Source organism: Streptomyces sp. NPDC002845 (assembly GCF_053591955.1).
Genome location: NZ_JBSFUU010000001.1, coordinates 134,840 through 154,648, shown reverse-complemented (window position 1 = coordinate 154,648; position 19,809 = coordinate 134,840). Strand labels below are relative to the sequence as shown.

The following is a 19,809-nucleotide window of genomic DNA, read 5'->3' as shown; positions in this document are numbered from 1 at the left end:
GGCTCTCCCTCACCGGGGCGCAGCCGCCGTCTTCACTCCTGCTGCGCGTCGGTCGCCCGCTCCCGGGCTCGGCGCGCGGCGGCCCGCAGCACGGAGGCACCCACCGGTGTCAGCGTGTGGAGCACACTCGCGCCGTGCCGGCTGCTGGTGATCAGGCCGGCGTCACGCAGCACGGTGGCGTGTCTGCTGGCGGAGGACGCGGAGACACCGATGGCACGGGCCATCTCACCCGTCGTGGCGCCGCTCGCCGCGGTCCGCAGAACAGCGGCTCGGGCTTGTCCGAGAAGGGCGGTGAGGGCCTTTCCCGGCGAACCGTCGTCGGCGGGGAAGGCCGAAGCGGGCGGTTCCTGGAAAACCGGGTAGCAGAGGACCGGTTGCAGGTCCGGGTCGGCGAAGCTCACCGGAGCGCCCCAGGAGAAATAGGACGGAACGAGTCGCAGACCGCGGCCGTTCAGGTGCAGGTCCCGGTCCTCCGCCGGGTACTTGACGTACAGGACAGGGCTCTCCCAGCGCATCGTGGGGCCGAGGTCGGCGAGCATTCCCTCCACGCCGCCCGTCATGAGAGCGCGAAAGCGCACCGTGCGCTCGGCCTCGATCCGGGCCTGTATCCGCTCCCAGTGCGGCTCGATGACCGCCGTGTGATAGGTGCGCAGCATCCGCGCGAGTTCCTGCCGCCCCTGTTTGCTGGGGAGTTCCGCAGTCCATCGTGGGGGTTCGGCTCCGCTCCGGGAGAGCTGGCCGATCTCCGCCGCTATCCGGCGGGGATGAGCTTCGAGGATCGCCTCGATTCCACTCTTCAGGCCGTCTGCCGCTTGAACAGGCGTCAGGAAGTCCGGAAAATACACACCCCTCGAATACAACGGCATGAGCTGGGTGCTGATGGGCCGCTCCAGGCCCTGTTCCCGCAATTCGTGGCGTGCCGTGTCGTACCACTGGGCAAAGGCCCAGCGGCCCCGTCGAGACTGAAGGCGGTGCATGCTCCCGGCGAGCTCCCAGAGCGGGTCCGGCCCGTCGGCCAGCCTCGTTCTGGCCAGGTCGACCTCGGTGAAGTGGATGCGCAGCATCAATCTCCCCCGGTGAACTGGGCCTTTGCGGTCAGCCGCAACAGTATGGACCGGTGCGTCGGTCTGGGCAACCATGGGGCGCGCCCGTCGAGTGCCGCGAGGGGAGCGCGGATCGCCGCCGTCCGGTCGTCTCCTGTCCCGGCCCGGCCCCGAGGGGCGACGCGAACTCGCTCGCCGCACCGGTGAACACCTTGGCCACACCAGAGAAAGCGGTGATCCCCGCAGATGGCATCCGTCACCATCGAGAAGCGGTCCACATGGGCCCAGTACATCTCTCACAACATGTCTGATCCGACCCGCCCCGCCAGCACTTTCATCGCGCGATACAGCGGGTCTCCGGTTCCGTCCCGCAGGCCGTGGTCGCCGTATGAGGGCGGCGTTTTCATTCACTACATGGGAAGCAGTAATTCGTTCTCGCCGAACTCGGAAACCGACTGCCGCAAGAGAATAGCGACGAGGATATTCCCAAATCATTGGCGGGATTCCGGGGACATCTATTACAACTTCCTTGTCTGCCCGCACGGCACCGTCTACGAAGGCCGGGGCTATGAACGCGGCGAAGCCAACGGCGGCGCCACCATCAATGTGGGCGGTCGCGAGCTCGGCCGGAACACCTGCTTCTACTCGATTCAGGGAATGCTGGGCGTTCCGGACAAGCCGACGACCGCGATGCTGACCTCGATGAGAAACCTCATCTTCCACCTGCGGTACGAACTCGCGAACGACAAGGAGGCCGGGAACCTGATCCTCCCGCACAGCGCGGGCGGCTGGGACACCAAGTGTCCGGGCAGGAACCTGATCGAGTACGCGCAGCGCGGGTCCGACATCGACCCCACGACGTACGGGAGCGGCGGGGGCGAGAAGCCGGTCCCGAAGGACCCGAGGCTGAAGATCATCTCCCGGTCGAACTGGGGAGCACGCTCGCCCCGCGACGTGGCGAAGGTGCCGAATTCGGAGCGCACGGGCTTCGTGGTCCATTACTCCGCGGCCAATCCCAACCAGACCGTACGGGCGATCCAGAACTACCACATGGACACGAAGGGCTGGTGGGACATCGGCTACAACTTCCTGGTGGACCAGGGCGGCCGGATCTACGAGGGGCGCGGCTGGGACAACGAGGGCGCGCACACCAGCGGTTACAACAGGACGCACATCGCGGTGTGTTTCATCGGCCGTGACGGTGATGCCACGGTGGCGGCGAAAAGGGCGATCCGCAGCCTGTACCGGAAGACGAACGACGTCGTCGGCAAGACCCTGGCCACGACGTACCACAGTGCCCTGGGCTCCACCGCGTGTCCGGGCGGCGACCTGCGGTCGTGGGTGCGGGATGGTATGCCGGTGGACGGCCTGGTGGACGTGATAGGTGGTGGCAGCGGCTCGACCGGCGGTGGCTATATGCGGTCGGTCGCATCGCAGCAGGAGGCCGTCAACGGTCTCGGCTACACGCCCGCGCTGGACGTCGACGGCATCTTCGGACCGAAGACCGAAGCCGGAGTCAAGTGGCTCCAGACCAAGGTCGGCACCACAGCGGACGGCATCTGGGGGCCGAACACGGAGGCCGCGTACCGGGCGTACATCGGCACCGGCACCAGCTCCCGCGGCCTGACCTCGATCCGGACGGTCGCCTCTCAGCAGAGTGCCGTGAACGGTCTCGGCTACACGCCCGCGCTGGACGTCGACGGCATCTTCGGACCGAAAACCGAAGCCGGAGTCAAGTGGCTCCAGGCCAAGGTCGGCACCACGGCCGACGGCTTGTGGGGACCGGCCACGGAAGCCGCGTACAACGACTACACGGGCGGGAGCGCACCGTACTCCAACGGCGGGCTGACGACGATCCGTTCGGTCACCTCCCAGCAGAGTGCCGTGAACGACCTCGGCTACAGCCCCGCACTGGACGTCGACGGCATCTTCGGACCGAAAACCGAAGCCGGAGTCAAGTGGCTCCAGGCCAAGGTGGGCGTCACCGCCGACGGCTTGTGGGGGCCCAACACCGAAGCGGCCTACGGTCATTACTCCGACGGTTCCCGCCTGACGGTGGACGGCGTGTTCGGCCCGAGGACCATCTCCGCGACCCAGCAGGCCATCGGTGTCACCGCCGACGGCGCGTGGGGACCGGAGTCCAAGCGCGCCCTGCAGCACCACCTGAACACCTGGGCCGACGCCAACCTGATCGTGGACGGCGACATCGGGCCGGCCACGGTGAAGGCCCTGCAACGGCACCTCAACAGCATGATCGGAGCCGGGCTCACCGTCGACGGCGACTGGGGAGCGGGCACGACCAGGGCCCTGCAGACCGCTCTCAACCGGGGGAAGTTCTGATGCGCGACGACACCACGACGAACACCACGCACTCTCCGACGACCGGCATGAACCGCCGTGGCGTGCTCACCGGCGGCGCCCTGGCGGCCGCCGGGCTGCTGGGCCTCGGCGCCTCCGGAGCCTCCGCGCTGTCCGCCGCCGGCACACCGCCCAGACGGTCCGGCGGCGTCGCCCTCGGCCCGTCGGACTTCACGGCGGTGGCGGCGAACGAGGCGGACACCGTCACGGTCCCCGCCGGGTTCACCGCGGACGTCCTCGCCCCGTGGGGCCTGGCGCTGCGCGCGGCCGGGCCGCGCTGGCGGGCGGACGGCGGCAACTCGGCGGCCGAGCAGGCACGGCAGGTCGGCAGCCACCACCACGGCGTTCAGTTCTTCCCCTCGGCGGAAGGCAGCGCGGGCAGCCGTCACGGGCTGCTGGTGATCAATCACGAGACCTCCGACCCGGCCCTGCTGGGCGGCGGGGCCGACAAGGCGCTCGCCGCGCAGGGCGTCTCCGTGGTCGCGGTACGGGAGTCCGGCGGCGGTTGGCAGGCCGTGGACTCGGCCCGCAACCGGAGGATCACGGGTGACACTCCGGTGCGGTTCTCCGGGCCCGTGACCGTGGCGGGCGAACCGCGCGGCGTGCTGGCGTGCAGCGGTCACGGGGTCACCCCCTGGGGCACCTACCTGGCCGCCGAGGAGAACTTCAACGCCTTCTTCGGCACGGACGACTCCACCTGGCGGCGCCGCGAGGCGCACGTGCGCTACGGCCTGTCCGCCACCGGCTTCGGCCACCCCTGGCACCGCACCGAGCCGCGCTTCGACCTGGCCTCGGCGCAGGCCCGGCCGGAGGACTTCGGCTGGGTCGTCGAGTTCGACCCCCGCGACCCGTCCTCCGTCCCCGTCAAGCGCACCGCCCTCGGGCGCTTCATGCACGGCAGCGCCACGGTCACCGAGGCCGCCGGGCGGGTCGTGGTGTACAGCTCGGACGCCGAGGACGGGGAGTACCTCTACAAGTACGTCAGCGCCGGCAGTTGGCGCAGGCTGCGGGCGGTGGGCAGGAGCCCTCTGGACCACGGCACCCTCTACGTGGCCAGGATCTCCCCGGACGGCGCCGGCGAGTGGCTGCCGCTCCGGCACGGCGAGGGCCCGCTCACCGAGGCGGCAGGCTGGCGCGACCAGGCCGACGTCCTCGTACGGGCCCGGCTCGCCGCGGACGCCCTCGGCGCCACCCCGCTGGGGCGTCCCGAGCGGGTCGCCGTCGGCCCGGACGGAGACGTGTACCTGGCCCTCGCCAACAGCACCGGCGGCTCCACCTGCACGGGCGGTGCGGCGGCCGACGCGCGGTCCCCGAAGGGGTGCGACGGGCAGGCCGACCCGTACGGTCGTGTCATCCGCTGGCGCGAGGACCTCGAACAGGGCGCGGGGGCGGGCTCGTTCCGCTGGGAGGAGTTCCTCGCCGCCGGTGACCCTCGGCTGACGTCCGACGGCGCGTTCGCGGCGCCCAAGGGCCTGTGGTTCGGCGCCGACGGAACCCTCTGGATCTCCACCGGCGTCTCCGGCCACGCGCTGAACGGCCCGTCCGCCGCCCACCGGGCCGCCGGGAACAACGCCCTGCTGGCCGCCGACACCACCACCGGGACGGTCCGCCGCTTCCTCACCGCCCCGCGCGGCGCCGAGGTCACCGGCGTCACCGCCACACCGGACGGCCGGACCCTGTTCGTCAACATCCAGCACCCCGGCGAACGCACCACCCGCTGGGGCACCCCGGACGCCGAAAACCCCCGCGCGGTCGGCAACTGGCCGGACCGCAGGGCGGACGGCCGCCCCCGTTCCGCCACCGTGGCCGTCCGCCGCACCCCGGCCGGGGGCCAGGCCCAGACCGGGGACACCGCACTCGGGCGACCCTGAAAAGTTTCAGGTACCTCTCGCCCCTCCCGTCCACCATCATGGCCCCGTGCCGACCCCGGGGGGAGTCGGTACGGCTGATGGGGACGGCCACGAGCAGGGCGTGGTCGTCCTCATGTGCGTGGCTGTGGTGAGCATCACGGTTTCCCGCGCTCACCACAGCCCGTCCCGTTCCCGCTTCTCCCCTCCTCGTCGCCGGACCGGCCTGTCCGGCACGACACCAACCGCACGACCGACAAGGGCGAAAGCCCTTCCCCGGGTGGAGTTCACGCACATGCATCCCATCACCCGCACCTTCCAGATCCTGTTCCTGCTCGGCGGGTTGGGCATGTTCGCCTACGCGCTCGACGGTGCCTCCGGCAACACATGGCGGAGCGTGATCGACTTCCGCTATGAGTGCACGACAGTGAACACGGGGACCGCGGAGCGGCCCCGGCCCGAGGAGACCTGCGAGGACCAGGGCGCCACGTTCAGCCAGCACGGCACCGACGAAGTGCTGGTCTCCGCGCTCGCCGGGCTCGGGCTGATGATCGGCGCCGCGGCCGTCTCCGTCGGCGGCGCCCGCCGCACCCCGGCACCGCAGGTGTCCCCCGCCCCCGCCCCCGCTCCCGCTCCCGCTCCCGCCGTGCACCCGTATGGCGGCCCCGCCCCGTTCCCTCCGCATCCGGGCCACGCCCCCGGCCCGGCGCGATAGCCTCCTTGAGTCCCTCGGCGTCAACCAGCGTGACGCACGGGCTTGTTGAGGAAGAGGCAGCAAGCCGCGGGAACAAGTGCGGGAAACAAGTGCAGGAACAGGCACAGGAACACCAGAGGAACTCATGTCAGACCAGCGGCCCCAGTCGCCGTACTCGCAGGCGTCCGGTGACGCCGCGCTGCGGCAGGCGGGCGCGACCCCGCTGCAGTCCGCCGACCCGGCGCACATAGGCCCCTACGTGCCGCTCGGCCGCCTCGGCAGCGGCGGCATGGGCCGGGTCTACCTGGCCCGCCCGGCCGACGACGGCCCGGGGCTCGCCGCGGTGAAGGTGATCCGGCCGGAATACGCGGAGGACCCCGAGTTCCGGCGGCGGTTCGAGCGGGAGGCCGCCGTGCAGGGGCGGGTCCGTACGCCGCACGCTCCGCATCTGCTGGGCACCGGGTTCGAGGACGCGGTGCTGTGGATGGCCACGCAGTACCTGCCCGGCCTCAACCTCGCCGACGCCGTACGCGAGTGCGGCCCGCTGGAGGCAGCCGGGGCGTGGCGGCTGGTGGGGGAGCTCGGGCAGGCCCTGTCGGCGCTGTCCACGGCCGGGGTCGTCCACCGTGACCTCAAGCCGTCCAACGTGATCCTGACTCTCCAGGGCGCGCACGTCATCGACTTCGGCATCTCGCAGGCCGTGGACAGCAGCGCGATCACCAGCACCGGGAGCCGGGTCGGCACCCCGGCGTTCATGTCGCCCGAGTATCTGCGGGACGGCCGCTGCGACACCGCCTCCGACGTGTTCTCGCTCGCCGGCACGCTCATCTACGCCGCCACCGGGCACGCCCCGTTCGGCGACGGGACCGGCGTGGACGTGATGCACCGCGTCGCGTTCGAGGAGCCCAAGCCCGAGATCATGTCCCAGCTCTCGGCGCTGGACCCGGCGCTGGCCGGGCTGCTGGCCGCCTGTCTCGCCAAGGACCCCGCCTGGCGGCCCACCCCGCAACAGCTGATCGAGACGGCCGCGGCCGCGGGGCACGGCCGTACACCCTCGTGGCAGGAACCTCTGAGCTCCCGGCTGCACACCCGGCAGGAGGGCTGCGAGGTACTGGAACGCGCCACCGCCCAGCAGACGGGCCACTTCCGCACCCCCACCGAGCGCGTGGCCGCCCCGGCCCCCGGCCCCGCCTTCGGCCCGCCGACGCCGCCGCCGGGCCAGTACGTCCACGGCCAGTACGGCCAGTACAACCAGCAGGCCCAGCACGGCCAGTTCAGCCAGCACGGTTCATCGACACCACCCGGGCAGTACGGTGCGCCCGCTCCCGCTCCCGCCCCCACTCCCGCTCCCGCTCCCGAGGTCGGCGAGCAAGGCCGGAGCGGCGGAGGCGGAGGCGGAGGACGCAAGCGCGGGAAGACCTATCTCGCCGTCGCCGCGGGCCTCGCCGTGTGCGCCGTGGCCGTGAGCGCCTTCCTGCTCACCCGCACGGGCGACCAGGAGGACACCACCTCCGCCTCCGTACCGACGGCCGTCGAGACCGACTCCACCGCCGACGACGGAGCGGCCGCGCCCCTGCCCGGCTCCTCGAAGTCACCCTCCCCGTCCGCCAGCAAGGAGAAGGACGCACAGGAGAACGAGGAGGAGGAGGACGAGCAGGAGAACGAGGCGGACGAGGAGGAGAACGACAGCGACGGTTCGTCGGGATCCGGCGGCAGCGCGGGCGGCACACGGCCCACGCCCGACGGCGCCGCGACCACCACGTCCGCCGGCGGGGGAAGCAGCAGCGGAGGAGGTGGCGGCGGCGGGGGCACCAATCCCACCCCGGCCCCCACCAAGACCGCGACAAAGCCCGCCACACCGCCGTGGATCTCCCAGTGCACGTACTACTCCGGCACCGAACTCACCACCTACGGCGACAAGAACCAGCGCGTCGTCCAGGTGCAGTGCATGCTCACCAACCGCGGCTACAGCGTCGGCCGCGCGGGGGTGGACGGCCAGTTCGGTGACGACACCCTGTCCGCGGTCAGGCTGTTCCAGAGCGACAAGGGGCTGGAGGTCGACGGCAAGGTGGGTCCCAACACCTGGGCCGCGCTGCGCCACACGACATGACGCAGGGCGGTCGCTCGTGCGAAGGCCACGACTCGCCGCTCAAAAGGTGGAATTTCCCGCTGCCCCGCCACTTACCCTGACCGTCGTCTGGGAGGGTCCGGGGTGGCTGTCCAGAACGGAGCCGACCACGGAGGCACAGCGGCACAGAGGCACGGAGAAGGGGGACCTCCATGTACAGCGTCATCGTGGTGCCACCGGACGCGCGCGGCACCGAGGACCACAGCAGGCTCGCGCCCGGCGACAAGCTCGTGTTCGGCAGGAGTGTCAGGAGCGTGCCGGGCGGCGGTCTGACGATCGCCCATGAGGGGGTGTCACGCGCCGCCGGTGAGATCACCGCGCAGGGTGCGTTCTGGATGCTCAGCAACCTCAGCGCCCGTCAGACGTACGTGGTGGAGAACCCGGAGGGCTCGGGCGAGCACATCAAGGTGGTGCCGGGTCGGCTGGACGCCCCCATTCCGTTCGAGTTCTCCCGGGTGGTGCTGCCCGCCGCGGGCGATCTGCTCGGCTTCGACGTCTGGGCACCGCGCCACGAGATCCTCGACACCGACGGGCCCGACGACCACCACCTGCCCGGTATGACCACGGCACCGGCGTTCTCGATGGACCGCACCAAGCGGTACTTCGCCGTGCTGGCCGCCCTGTGCGAACCCCGTCTGCGCGGCGCGCCGCACACCCCGCCGCTCACCGCCGACGCGCTGGTGGAGCGCCTCCGCCCGACCTGGCCGACGGCGAACCGGGCCGCCGTGCAGTGGAACATCGACTACCTGTCGGTCAAGCTGCGGCTGAAGCCCGACCCCACCACCACGGCCGACCCGGGCCCCCGCCTCAACGGCAAGAAGGAGTCCCTGATCCAGCTCGCGCTCCGCTTCGACCTCGTACGGGAGGACGACCTGGGCGTGCTCGCCGCCGATCGCGACGAGGTGGCGTCGTGACCGGCCGGCCGTACGCCGTCCAGGTGCCGGCCGGTTACCGGGTCGGCCGCTGGGAGATCCGTGAGCCGATCGCCTCAGGCGCCTTCGGCACCGTCTACGCGGCCCGCAACACCTCCGGGGACGGCGAACTGCCGCGGTGGGCGGCCCTGAAGTTCCTGCCCACCGGCACCCACACCCCCCGACAGCTCGCCCACCTGCGCGACTTGGCCGAACGGGAGGTGGACCTGCTCAAGCGGCTGCGCTCGCCGCGTCTCATCCGTATGTACGAGGCTCTCGTCGTCGACGACTCCGGCCACCCCGCGCTCGACGGCGCCACCGTCCTCGTACTGGAGCGGGCGCGCGGCTCACTCGACGCGCTGCTGCCCCGGCACCCGGCGCCGCCCGATTCCGCGTCATCGCTGTCACCGCTGCTCGCCCAGGTCTGCGAGGGACTGCACCAGCTGCACCGGGCCGGCTGGGTGCACGGCGACCTCAAGCCCGCCAACGTCCTGCTCATGGACGACGGCACGGTCCGCCTCGCCGACTTCAACAGCGCCGCCGAACTCGACGGCACCCACGCCTACTCCGCCGCCTTCGCCACGCCCGACTACACCCCGCCCGACCTGCTCTGGTCCGACATCGGCGTACACGGCATGCGCATCCGCCCCAGCGCCGACGTCTGGGCCTTCGGCGTCCTCGCCCACCTCGCCCTCACCGGCGCCCACCCGCTGCCCGGCGCCACCCCGGCCGCCCGCAGGGACGCGGCGGTGCGCTACGCCCGCGGCACCGAGGAACTGCGCCTGAGCCCCGAACTCCCGTCCGTCTGGCGGCAGATCATCACCGACTGCCTCGCCCCCACGCACGAGGAGCGCGCCGCCCACGACACGGCCTCCCTCCTGCGCCGCGTGACCCAGGCCGCCGGCACCGCCCGCTCGCCCCGCCTGCCGAGGCTCCGTCCTCGCTCACGGAGGCACGTCCTGCTGGCCTCCACCACGGTGACGGCACTGCTCGCGGCCCTCGGCTTCGGCGTCAGCGCCCTGGCGGGCGACGGCGAATCACCGGAGCCGGGGGCGGGGCTGCGGGCGGACACCGCCGCCGACGTCTCCCCCACCGCCGTCCACTCCTCATCGCCCCCTGCCGACACCTCGCCCCCCACCGGGTACGACCGCTGCTCCCCGGGCTTCGTCTGCTTCTTCACCGAGCCGGACGGCCAGGGCGACATGTGCGCCTGGGTGGGTGACGACAACGACTGGGCGAAAGGGGAGCACAGTTGCGGCTGGGCGGGCCGTACGGACGCACGGTCCGTCTTCAACAACGGCCATGACACCGACACGGGCGAGACCTTCGTGCATGTCATCCACTACGCGAAGCGCGCCCTGCGTGACCGGCAGGGCTGTGTCGAGGTCGGCACGAAACTCACCCTGCCCGCACCCGTCCGCCCGATGTCCCACATATGGGCGGAGAACTGCTGACCGGGCCTCCCCTCGCGGTACGGCCTCGTACGGGCGGCAGCGGAATGAAGCGTGCCACCGCTGGGTGAACAGCTGCTCCAACCTGCTCACCTGAGCCCATCGGCGACGCCGGGGCGGATTCGGAGCACCCCGCTCTCCCCTGTTGAGCGCGGCATTTGCACTCAAGCGCAACGGCACGGCTGGGCACACACCGCACAGCAAACAGTGGAACGCGCCAGAAGACAGCCGTGTTTCGAGAGGAAGCCGAGGAACCGATGAAGCTCTGGCTGACATCGCTGGGTGCCGCCGTCCTGATGCTCTCCGGCCCGGGGCTCACCGTCCCGGCCGCCGCCGCGACGTCCTCGGCCCAGGCGGAGTTCGGCGCGGCCGCCGCGTCCCGCACGGGCATGGTCGCGATCTGGAAGACGTCCAGTACCCACATCCAGTTGCCCACCGTCAGCGGTACCAACACCACCTGCGAAATGAGCCAGGGCGCCCAGGGCAGCCACGTCCGCGCACTGCAGCGTGCGCAGAACCACTGCGCGAAGCGCTGACCAGGAGCGAGCGAGGGGCGCGCCGTTGGCCACGGCGCGCCCCTGGCGTACGTCGACTCAGGCGTACGTCGACTCAGGCGTACGTCGACTCAGGCGTACGTCGACTCAGTGGAACCTCAGTGGAAGAAGTGCCGCGTCCCCGTGAAGTACATCGTCACGCCCGCCTTCTTCGCGGCCTCGACGACCAGTTCGTCACGAACCGAACCGCCCGGCTGGACCACGGCCTTGACCCCGGCCGCGGTGAGGATCTCCAGGCCGTCGGGGAAGGGGAAGAACGCGTCGGACGCGGCGTACGCACCCCGGGCACGCTCGGCGCCGGCCCGCTCGACGGCGAGCTTGGCGGAGTCGACCCGGTTGACCTGGCCCATGCCGACGCCGACCGAGGCACCGTCCTTGGCGAGCAGGATCGCGTTGGACTTGACGGCACGGCAGGCCTTCCAGGCGAAGGCCAGCTCGGCCAGTTCGCCGTCGGACAGGGCCTCGCCCGTGGCGAGGGTCCAGTTCGCCGGGTCGTCGCCCTCGGCCTGGAAGACGTCCGTCACCTGGGCCAGACCGCCACCGTCGATCGGCCTGAACTCGGCGGGCGCCTGCGGTGCCTCGGGGCAGCGCAGCACGCGGACGTTCTTCTTGCGGGCGAGGACCTCCAGCGCGCCCTCCTCGTAGTCGGGGGCGACGACGACCTCGGTGAAGATCTCGGCGACCTGCTCGGCCATGGCCACCGACACGGGCCGGTTGGCGGCGATCACACCGCCGAACGCCGACAGCGGGTCGCAGGCGTGCGCCTTACGGTGGGCCTCGGCGATGTCGGCCCCGACGGCGATGCCGCACGGGTTGGCGTGCTTGATGATCGCGACAGCGGGCCCGTCGTGGTCGTACGCGGCACGGCGCGCGGCGTCCGTGTCCACGTAGTTGTTGTACGACATCTCCTTGCCGTGCAGCTGCTCGGCCTCGGCCAGGCCACCGCAGCCGCCCGTGTAAAGGGCGGCAGCCTGGTGCGGGTTCTCGCCGTAGCGCAGCACCTGCTTGCGCTCGTACGTCACGCCGATGAACTCGGGGAAGTCCTCCCCGTCACCGGCGTACTCGTCCGCGAACCAGGCGGCGACGGCCACGTCGTACGCGGCGGTGTGCCGGAAGGCGTCGCGGGCCAGCCGCTTGCGCTCGGCGAGGGTGAAGCCGCCGTCGGTGACGGCCGCCAGCACGTCCGCGTACCGGGCGGGGTCGACGACCACGGCCACGGACGGGTGGTTCTTGGCGGCGGCGCGCACCATCGAAGGGCCGCCGATGTCGATCTGCTCGACGCACTCGTCGGGCGAGGCGCCGGAGGCGACGGTCTGCTCGAACGGGTAGAGGTTGACCACGACCAGGTCGAACGGCTCGACGCCGAGGTCCGCCAGCTGCCGCTGGTGGTCCTCCAGGCGCAGGTCGGCGAGGATGCCCGCGTGGACCTTGGGGTGCAGGGTCTTGACCCGGCCGTCCAGGCACTCGGGGAAGCCGGTGAGTTCCTCGACCTTGGTGACAGGGACTCCGGCGGAGGCGATACGGCCGGCCGTGGAGCCGGTGGACACCAGCTCGACGCCCGCCTCGTGCAGCCCGCGCGCGAGGTCTTCGAGGCCCGTCTTGTCGTAGACGCTGACGAGCGCCCGTCGAATGGCCCGCTTGTTGCTGTCGGCGGTGGCGGTCACTGGATTACTACCTTTCGTCCCTCAATGCGATAGCCGTTGCGGGCGAGCCGCCCCACGACATCGACGAGCAGCCTTCGCTCGACTTCCTTGATGCGCTCGTGCAGAGCGCTCTCGTCGTCCTCGTCCCGGACCTCCACCACGCCCTGAGCGATGATCGGCCCGGTGTCGACGCCGTCGTCGACGAAGTGGACGGTGCAGCCGGTGACCTTCGCGCCGTAGGCGAGGGCGTCACGGACGCCGTGGGCCCCGGGGAAACTGGGGAGCAGGGCGGGGTGCGTGTTCACGAGCCGCCCGCCGAACCGGGCCAGGAACGCCTTGCCCACGATCTTCATGAACCCGGCCGACACGACGAGGTCCGGCTCGTACGCGGCGACGGCCTCGGCGAGCGCCGCGTCCCACTCCTCCCGGCTGCCGTAGTCCTTCACCTTCCGGACGAAGGTCGGCAGTCCGGCACGCTCGGCCCGCGCGAGACCCTCGATGCCCTCACGGTCCGCTCCGACGGCCACGATCTCGGCTCCGTAGGCCTCGGGGCCGGTCGTCGCGATGGCGTCGAGGAGCGCCTGGAGGTTCGTGCCGGATCCGGAGACCAGCACGACAAGGCGCTTGGCCACGGGCTTGGCGGCCACGGTGGGGCCCTTTCTCGGGGGAGCGTCTGTACGGTCGGCCGGGCACGGCGCCTGTATGTACGTTCGTACGAATGCTTCACGCCCCCGGATACGGGGAAGTCTACGAAGCGGTCGACCGTCAGCAACGATACCGGCACACCGGGCGGCCCCCACGGGACGGGGGCGTGGCCGGAAGGTACCGTCTGGGAAGCATCCGTCCGGGGAACGCCGTTCAGCACGGGGAACGCCTTGCGTGCGCGGGACGTTGAACAGGGACGGGTACGAGTACAGACATTGAAGAACGTATTGAAGAACGTTCCGTTGCCCGCGAGAACAACCAAGGGGAAGACGCACACCTGATGCCGGACCGCAGTCTCCGACTCCCTCCGCTCCTGCTGCGCGAGCGGCGTCCTTCGCCCACGCCGCCACGGGAGGGCGAGGACGTGCCCGAGAAGGGGGCCGGTGACGGTGGTGGTGCGCAGGCGCCGACGGACGACAACCCCTTCGCGCCCCCGCCCGAGGGGACACCGGACCGGCCGTGGCAGCCGCGGCGGCCCACGGAGCCCTCCGACGGCGGTCAGGACGACGAGAACGGCCGCGGCCGTTCGCCGTGGGGCCGCCAGTGGAGCGACCGGCAGCCCGGCCGGGCCACGGACGGCGGGTTCGGTGAGCGGCCCGGTGGCCAGGGCGGCCCCGGTGGTTCCGGTGGACAGGGCGGGCCGGACGGCTCCGGCGGTCCCGGTGCCGGGCTGCGCTGGGACCCGAGGGACCCTGCCCAGCGGCGCGCGCGCTTCGCGCTGCTGGGCGGCATGTGGGCCTTCTTCTTCGCGCTGTTCAGCTGGCCGTACGTGGCCCTGCTGCTCGGCGCGCTGGCCGTGTACTGGGGCGCCAGTTCCCTGCGCGCCAAGCCCCGCACCCAGGACCCGGACGCCCCGGCCCCCGACTCCCCCGGCCGTCCCCAGCGGACGGCGGCGATCAGCGGCCTGGTGACCGCCTCCCTGGCCCTCACGATGGTCGCCGCGACCTTCACGCTCCAGTTCGTCTACCGCGACTACTACACCTGCGTGAACGACGCGCTGACCACCGCGTCGAAGGAGTCCTGCAAGGATCTCGTGCCTGAGGAGCTGCACCCGTTGGTGGGGGCGGACTGAGGGGCGCGGTTGCTTACTTGGGGCTGCTTACTCGGGGGCTGCTCACTTGGGCTCGTCCGGGTTGGACGCCTGTTTGAGGGCCGACCAGCGGGCTTCGCGGGAGGTCTCGTCGTGCCAGTCGAGCCAGGGCTGTGATGCGTGGGGGGTGCCGGGGCTGTCGGGGGTTCCGGGCCTGTCGGGGGTTCGGGGGCTGTCGGTGGGGAGAAAGTCGTACGGCTCGATGGTGGGGTCGGTGATCGGGGCGGTTGTCGGGGCGGTTGTCGGGGTGGTGGCCGGGTCGGCGTCGGGGTGTTCGGCCGTGCCGGGGGCCTGCGGCTCGGGTGCCTTTGGCTCGGGCGCCTTTGGTTGAGGGGCTGATGTCCGGTGCGCGTCCGCTTCCGGGTTCCGCGGCTTGCCCGTGCGTGGCTCGCGCAGCCGGGGCCGGCGGAACCAGGGCCCGCGTTCTCGCTGTCCTCGCCGTTCTCGCCGTTTTCTCTGCTCCCTCTGCGCCCTCTGTTCCTTCCGCTCCCTCTGCTCCTTCCGCTTCCGGAGCCCCCAGGCCCGTACCCCCAGGGCGGTGGGAATCCCGAACACCGCCGTCCAGGCCGCCGTCGCACCCCCCACCTGCCACCACACCGGCCCGACGTGCGCCAGCGCGGCGACACCGAGCGGGCCTCCGGCCAGAACGGCGAGCAGGGCCAGCGTCGCGCCGCACAGCACGGAGGCGAGGGCCGCCGTGGTGGCCGTGCGGCCGGCGGACCAGGGCTCGTGCCCGCCCCCGCTTTCCGTGGCGGCCCGGGTCGCCGTGAACCGGCCCAGGGTGACCCCGGCCGCCAGTGGCACGACACCGGTGGTGAACAGCAGGGGCGTGTTCCCCTCCGGTACCGCCGCCAGCAGGGGGAAGGGCGGGAGGAGGGAGGCGGAGGCCGTGGGCGCGAGCAGGGGGGTGGTCGTATGGCCGAGGCCCAGGGTGAAGCCGGGGCCGAGCGCGTAGGAGGCGCCCCACACCGCCGCGTTCGGCAGCAGGGCGAGACAGAGGAGCAGTACGGCGAACCGCCCCGACCACACCTCCGTGACCTGGAGGACGGAGTCGCGGGCCGCCCCGCCGTGCCACACCAGGGACACGGCCACCATCGCAGCGCCCCCGCCGACCAGCACGGCCGTCCCGGCGCCCGCGGCCCGCGCGGCGGTCAGCAGCCGTCGGCGCGCCTCCGGCTCCACGGTGCCGCCGAGCAGCGGGGGCATGGGTCCCCAGGGGCGCCCGTAAGCCGTCCACACCCCGGCTCCCGCCGCGAGCGCCCCCACGAGCGGCACGCACACCCCCGCCCACACCCAGGAAGGCCGCAACGCGCCGCCCGAGGCGTACAGCGCGACCGCTCCGCCGACCGTCATGTACCCCACGACGACGCCCGCCCACGCCGTACGGGGCGCCACCGTGGAGTCGTACGCGGCGTCGCGACCCGCCCGGTGCAACAGCCACACCGGCAGGACGAGCAGGAGCAGCGGGGTGAGGCCGACCGGGGCGGGGAGGCCGGAGAGGGTGTCGGTGCGGACGAGTTCCACGCCGTGGGACAGGAGCCACAGCGCGGCCGCCACATGCAGCGCCCCGCCCGGCCCGCTGTCCGGATACGGCGAACTGATCCACAGCACCATCACCAGCACGGCACACGCCCCGAGTCCGAGCCCCGCCGCGACGGCCCCACCGAGCAGGCTCGCGCCCAGGCCGGGAAGCCCGCGTGGAGTGGGGGCGACGGAGGCGGCGAACCTGGTGGACCTGGTGGACTTGGTGGAGCCGGATGAATCGGTCATCGGGCCGGACGAGTCGATCGAGTGCTTCACGACGGCCATGCTCCCAACGACACGCGCTTTCTCGGCGTAACAGAGGAATCGCGGATGTGTCGTTCAATATGCGCTTATGTGGTTTTCCGTACGAGGGACAGCCCTGTGACGCAGGCACACAGCTCCACCGAGTCCGCCAAGTCCACCGAGTCCGCCGGTTCGGAGTGGTGGGAAGGACCACTGTCCGGGGCCGAACCGGTGTCCCCGCCCACGCCCCCGCCCCTGACCCCCGCTCAGGCCTTCGACGCCCTGTACGCGTTCTGCGCCCCCGCCCTCGTACGGCAGACCTATCTGCTCACCGGACGGCGCGAACTGGCCCGCGACTCCGTGGAGCGCGCCTTCCAGCTCGCCTGGCACCGCTGGCCCGAGGTGGCCGTCGACCGGGACCCGGCGGGGTGGGTGCGGGCGGCCGCCCACGAGTACGCGCTCTCCCCCTGGCAACGGCTCCGCCCCCGCCGCGGCCGCGGCCGCTCCGCAGCGAACGGCGCCCTCCTGGACGTACTCCTGAAACTGCCCCCCACATACCGCCGCACGCTGCTCCTGTACGACGGCGTCGGCCTCGGCCTCCCCGAAACGGCCGCCGAAACGGAGGCGAGCACCCCCGCGACGGCCCACCGCCTCCTCCACGCCCGCGAGGCCGTGGCCGCCCGCCTCCCCGACCTGGCGGACCCCGACGAACTGCACCGCCACCTGACGGAGGCCGCGGGCGACAAGCCTCTGCCCGTCGCGAAACCGGCCACCGTACGCGCCATCGGCGAACGCCGGGCCCGCCACTGGACCCACGCCGCCATCGCCTTCACCGTCGTCCTCCTCACCACCACCGCTCTCACCCTCCGCACCGCCCCGGACCGCTACGAGCCCCCGGTGGCCCCGGGCGCCCCGGTCCGGGGAGTCCCACCGAGGGCAGCCCCGGGCCCGCTCTCCGCCGACCAGCTGGAGCTCCGCGCCAAGCTCAGGTCCGAGACCGCGAACGGCCCGGAGCGACTCTCCCCGGAACCCCGCTGAGCCGCGGCCCCGCACACGCCGGCGGGCCCGCACCCACCAGGGGTACGGGCCCGCAGAAGCGCTCGGCTAAGCGGCGGCAGCCACTCAGCCGCCCAGGATCTCGCGCGCGAGCTTGGCCGTCTCGGTGGGCGTCTTGCCCACCTTGACGCCGGCAGCCTCCAGGGCCTCCTTCTTGGCGGCGGCCGTACCGGACGAACCGGAGACGATGGCACCCGCGTGCCCCATGGTCTTGCCCTCGGGCGCGGTGAAGCCCGCGACATAGCCGACGACCGGCTTGGTCACGTTCTCCTTGATGAACGCCGCGGCCCGCTCCTCCGCGTCGCCACCGATCTCACCGATCATCACGATCAGATCGGTGTCGGGGTCGGCCTCGAACGCGGCGAGCGCGTCGATGTGCGTCGTACCGATGACCGGGTCACCACCGATACCGACGGCCGACGAGAAGCCGATGTCACGCAACTCGTACATCATCTGGTACGTCAGCGTGCCGGACTTCGAGACGAGACCGATGCGGCCCGGCTTCGTGATGTCACCGGGGATGATGCCGGCGTTCGACTGGCCGGGGGTGATGAGACCCGGGCAGTTGGGGCCGATGATCCGGGTCTTGTTGCCCCTCTCCACGGCGTACGCGTAGAACGCGGCGGAGTCGTGGACCGCGATGCCCTCGGTGATGACGACCGCGAGCGGGATCTCGGCGTCGATCGCCTCGACGACGGCGGCCTTGGAGAAGGCCGGCGGCACGAAGAGGACGGATACGTTGGCGCCCGTCTTCTCCATGGCCTCGGCGACCGTGCCGAAGACCGGGATCTCGTTGCCGTCGATGTCGACCGACTGGCCGGCCTTGCGCGGGTTCACGCCACCGACGATGTTCGTGCCGTCGGCCAGCATGAGCTTGGTGTGCTTCATGCCCGTGGCACCGGTCATGCCCTGGACGATGACCTTGGAGTCCTTGTTGAGGAAGATAGCCATGGCTGTGGTTTTCCCTCGTCCCTTACTTGGCCGCGGCCAGCTCGGCGGCCTTGTCGGCCGCGCCGTCCATGGTGTCCACGCGCTGCACCAGCGGGTGGTTGGCGTCGGAGAGGATCTTGCGACCCAGCTCGGCGTTGTTGCCGTCGAGACGCACGACCAGCGGCTTGGTGACTTCCTCGCCGCGGTCGGCGAGCAGCTGCAACGCCTGCACGATGCCGTTGGCGACCTCGTCGCAGGCGGTGATGCCGCCGAAGACGTTGACGAAGACGGACTTGACGTCCGGGTCGCCGAGGATGATCTCCAGGCCGTTCGCCATGACGGCGGCCGAGGCGCCGCCGCCGATGTCGAGGAAGTTGGCAGGCTTCACGCCGCCGTGGGCCTCACCGGCGTACGCGACGACGTCCAGAGTGCTCATGACGAGCCCCGCGCCGTTGCCGATGATGCCGACCTCGCCGTCGAGCTTGACGTAGTTGAGGTTCTTCGCCTTGGCGGCGGCCTCCAGCGGGTTGGCCGACTCCTTGTCCGCGAGAGCCTCGTGCTCCGGCTGACGGAACTCGGCGTTCTCGTCCAGGGAGACCTTGCCGTCGAGGGCGAGGATGTCACCGGAGGCGACCTTGGCCAGCGGGTTGACCTCGACGAGGAGGGCGTCCTCGGCGATGAAGGTCTTCCACAGGGTGACCAGCACGTCGGCGACCTTGTCGGCGACCTCGGCCGGGAACTTCGCGGCCTCGACGATCTCGCGGGCCTTCTCCGGGGTGACGCCCGCATTGGCGTCGATCGGCGTCTTGGCGACGGCCTCCGGGCGGGTGGCCGCCACTTCCTCGATCTCCACGCCGCCCTCGACGGAGGCGATGGAGAGGAACGTGCGGTTGGCACGGTCGAGGAGGAAGGAGACGTAGTACTCCTCGACGATCTCCGGAGCCGTCTCGGCGATCATCACCTTGTGGACCGTGTGGCCCTTGATGTCCATGCCGAGGATGTCCGTCGCGCGCGCGACGGCCTCGTCCGGGGTGGCCGCCAGCTTCACGCCACCGGCCTTGCCACGGCCACCGACCTTGACCTGGGCCTTGACGACGGACTTGCCGCCAAGACGCTCGGTCGCCGCGCGCGCCCCCTCAGGCGTGTCGATGACTTCACCGGCCAGCACCGGTACACCGTGCTTGGCGAAGAGGTCCCTCGCCTGGTACTCGAACAGGTCCACGCGCTTCCGTCCCTATCAGTGATCTCGCGGTTCGTTGGATGCGTGGGCGTGCCGCGAAGGGCAACGTGACGTTCGCCGTCTGTCACAAGGGAGGCGCACACGGTGTCCGAGCGCGCGGCATGTCCGTCTCGCAGGTTATCGCCGCCTGGGGTGACCCTCTAAATCGCAGATCACACCTGAGCGGTGATAACGGTCACAGATCCCCGTCCAGGACCCCCTGCCGGGCAGCAATGGGGACTCCGAGCCGCCCGCCCCACGCGCCCACCTCACACCTGCCTCACACTCACCTCACGCCCAGAACACCTAGAACACCTAGAACACCCAGAACACCCAGAACGCTCCAGCCTGCCTCTTACGCCCCGGCCACCCAACAGCACCTTCCAGCCGACCCCAGCCCCCTCCAGCCGGTC

At 71.5% G+C, this 19,809-nt stretch carries 15 protein-coding genes; 9 read left to right on the top strand and 6 right to left on the bottom strand.

The window, feature by feature from the left end; translation table 11 throughout:
* Positions 1-32 precede the first annotated feature (32 nt).
* Positions 33-1,064, bottom strand: coding sequence for an ArsR/SmtB family transcription factor (locus ACWD3C_RS00590; RefSeq protein ID WP_451138511.1), 1,032 nt, complete (start codon positions 1,062-1,064; stop codon positions 33-35).
* Between the two features lie 393 nt (positions 1,065-1,457).
* Between ACWD3C_RS00590 and ACWD3C_RS00585 the strand changes: the two genes are divergently transcribed.
* The 7 genes from ACWD3C_RS00585 to ACWD3C_RS00555 all read left to right on the top strand — a co-directional run bounded on the left by ACWD3C_RS00585 (position 1,458) and on the right by ACWD3C_RS00555 (position 10,968).
* Positions 1,458-3,383 (top strand): peptidoglycan recognition protein family protein, encoded by a 1,926-nt coding sequence (locus ACWD3C_RS00585; protein ID WP_451138509.1) that lies wholly within the window; start codon positions 1,458-1,460, stop codon positions 3,381-3,383.
* Positions 3,383-5,272: a PhoX family protein gene (locus tag ACWD3C_RS00580; protein ID WP_451138507.1), complete on the top strand. Its 1,890-nt coding sequence runs from the start codon at positions 3,383-3,385 to the stop codon at positions 5,270-5,272. The genes ACWD3C_RS00585 and ACWD3C_RS00580 overlap by 1 nt, the downstream gene beginning before the upstream one ends.
* 271 nt (positions 5,273-5,543) lie before the next feature.
* Complete coding sequence (locus ACWD3C_RS00575; RefSeq protein ID WP_451138505.1) at positions 5,544-5,963, top strand: hypothetical protein; 420 nt, start codon at positions 5,544-5,546, stop codon at positions 5,961-5,963.
* A gap of 124 nt (positions 5,964-6,087) precedes the next feature.
* Positions 6,088-8,052, top strand: a complete 1,965-nt coding sequence (locus ACWD3C_RS00570) for a protein kinase domain-containing protein (RefSeq protein ID WP_451138503.1) — start codon at positions 6,088-6,090, stop codon at positions 8,050-8,052.
* A gap of 170 nt (positions 8,053-8,222) precedes the next feature.
* Complete coding sequence (locus ACWD3C_RS00565) at positions 8,223-8,984, top strand: FHA domain-containing protein (RefSeq protein WP_451138501.1); 762 nt, start codon at positions 8,223-8,225, stop codon at positions 8,982-8,984.
* On the top strand, positions 8,981-10,435 hold the full coding sequence (locus ACWD3C_RS00560) for a protein kinase domain-containing protein (RefSeq protein WP_451138499.1): 1,455 nt from the start codon (positions 8,981-8,983) through the stop codon (positions 10,433-10,435). Before ACWD3C_RS00565 ends, ACWD3C_RS00560 begins: the two co-directional genes overlap by 4 nt.
* A 254-nt stretch (positions 10,436-10,689) precedes the next feature.
* Positions 10,690-10,968, top strand: a complete 279-nt coding sequence (locus tag ACWD3C_RS00555; RefSeq protein WP_451138497.1) for a hypothetical protein — start codon at positions 10,690-10,692, stop codon at positions 10,966-10,968.
* Positions 10,969-11,084: 116 nt separating this feature from the next.
* Here ACWD3C_RS00555 and purH read toward each other — a convergent pair whose 3' ends face one another.
* Together purH and purN are read right to left on the bottom strand one after the other, a co-directional pair.
* Positions 11,085-12,650 carry a bifunctional phosphoribosylaminoimidazolecarboxamide formyltransferase/IMP cyclohydrolase gene (gene purH / locus ACWD3C_RS00550; RefSeq protein ID WP_451138495.1) on the bottom strand — a complete coding sequence of 522 codons (1,566 nt, stop codon included), beginning with the start codon at positions 12,648-12,650 and terminating at the stop codon, positions 11,085-11,087.
* On the bottom strand, positions 12,647-13,276 hold the full coding sequence (purN, locus tag ACWD3C_RS00545; RefSeq protein ID WP_451138493.1) for a phosphoribosylglycinamide formyltransferase: 630 nt from the start codon (positions 13,274-13,276) through the stop codon (positions 12,647-12,649). The genes purH and purN overlap by 4 nt, the downstream gene beginning before the upstream one ends.
* Before the next feature lie 338 nt (positions 13,277-13,614).
* Between purN and ACWD3C_RS00540 the strand changes: the two genes are divergently transcribed.
* Entirely contained in the window at positions 13,615-14,406 is a 792-nt protein-coding gene (locus tag ACWD3C_RS00540; protein ID WP_451138491.1) for a hypothetical protein, read from the top strand.
* 42 nt (positions 14,407-14,448) lie between these two features.
* On the opposite strand, the gene ACWD3C_RS00535 is transcribed toward ACWD3C_RS00540, so the two are convergent.
* Positions 14,449-16,233, bottom strand: coding sequence for a cell division protein PerM (locus ACWD3C_RS00535; RefSeq protein ID WP_451138489.1), 1,785 nt, complete (start codon positions 16,231-16,233; stop codon positions 14,449-14,451).
* Between the two features lie 45 nt (positions 16,234-16,278).
* On the opposite strand from ACWD3C_RS00535, the gene ACWD3C_RS00530 reads away from it, so the two are divergent.
* The gene (locus tag ACWD3C_RS00530) at positions 16,279-17,229 is read left to right on the top strand and encodes an RNA polymerase sigma factor (RefSeq protein ID WP_451138487.1); all 951 of its coding nucleotides are present in this window, start codon (positions 16,279-16,281) and stop codon (positions 17,227-17,229) included.
* Positions 17,230-17,313: 84 nt separating this feature from the next.
* Here ACWD3C_RS00530 and sucD read toward each other — a convergent pair whose 3' ends face one another.
* Both sucD and sucC read right to left on the bottom strand, forming a co-directional pair.
* Positions 17,314-18,198 (bottom strand): succinate--CoA ligase subunit alpha, encoded by an 885-nt coding sequence (sucD, locus tag ACWD3C_RS00525; RefSeq protein ID WP_451138485.1) that lies wholly within the window; start codon positions 18,196-18,198, stop codon positions 17,314-17,316.
* Between the two features lie 22 nt (positions 18,199-18,220).
* Positions 18,221-19,399: an ADP-forming succinate--CoA ligase subunit beta gene (gene sucC / locus ACWD3C_RS00520; RefSeq protein ID WP_451138483.1), complete on the bottom strand. Its 1,179-nt coding sequence runs from the start codon at positions 19,397-19,399 to the stop codon at positions 18,221-18,223.
* Between the last annotated feature and the right edge of the window lie 410 nt (positions 19,400-19,809).

Bases quoted from the DNA above. Each gene is read 5' to 3' on its own strand.
- ACWD3C_RS00535 (WP_451138489.1), bottom strand. From the start codon at position 16,233: ATGGCCGTCGTGAAGCACTCGATCGACTCGTCCGGCCCGATGACCGAT.
- ACWD3C_RS00555 (WP_451138497.1), top strand. From the start codon at position 10,690: ATGAAGCTCTGGCTGACATCGCTGGGTGCCGCCGTCCTGATGCTCTCC.
- ACWD3C_RS00590 (WP_451138511.1), bottom strand. From the start codon at position 1,064: ATGCTGCGCATCCACTTCACCGAGGTCGACCTGGCCAGAACGAGGCTG.
- ACWD3C_RS00530 (WP_451138487.1), top strand. From the start codon at position 16,279: ATGTGTCGTTCAATATGCGCTTATGTGGTTTTCCGTACGAGGGACAGC.
- sucD (WP_451138485.1), bottom strand. From the start codon at position 18,198: ATGGCTATCTTCCTCAACAAGGACTCCAAGGTCATCGTCCAGGGCATG.
- ACWD3C_RS00575 (WP_451138505.1), top strand. From the start codon at position 5,544: ATGCATCCCATCACCCGCACCTTCCAGATCCTGTTCCTGCTCGGCGGG.
- ACWD3C_RS00570 (WP_451138503.1), top strand. From the start codon at position 6,088: ATGTCAGACCAGCGGCCCCAGTCGCCGTACTCGCAGGCGTCCGGTGAC.
- ACWD3C_RS00585 (WP_451138509.1), top strand. From the start codon at position 1,458: ATGGGAAGCAGTAATTCGTTCTCGCCGAACTCGGAAACCGACTGCCGC.
- ACWD3C_RS00540 (WP_451138491.1), top strand. From the start codon at position 13,615: ATGCCGGACCGCAGTCTCCGACTCCCTCCGCTCCTGCTGCGCGAGCGG.
- ACWD3C_RS00580 (WP_451138507.1), top strand. From the start codon at position 3,383: ATGCGCGACGACACCACGACGAACACCACGCACTCTCCGACGACCGGC.
- ACWD3C_RS00565 (WP_451138501.1), top strand. From the start codon at position 8,223: ATGTACAGCGTCATCGTGGTGCCACCGGACGCGCGCGGCACCGAGGAC.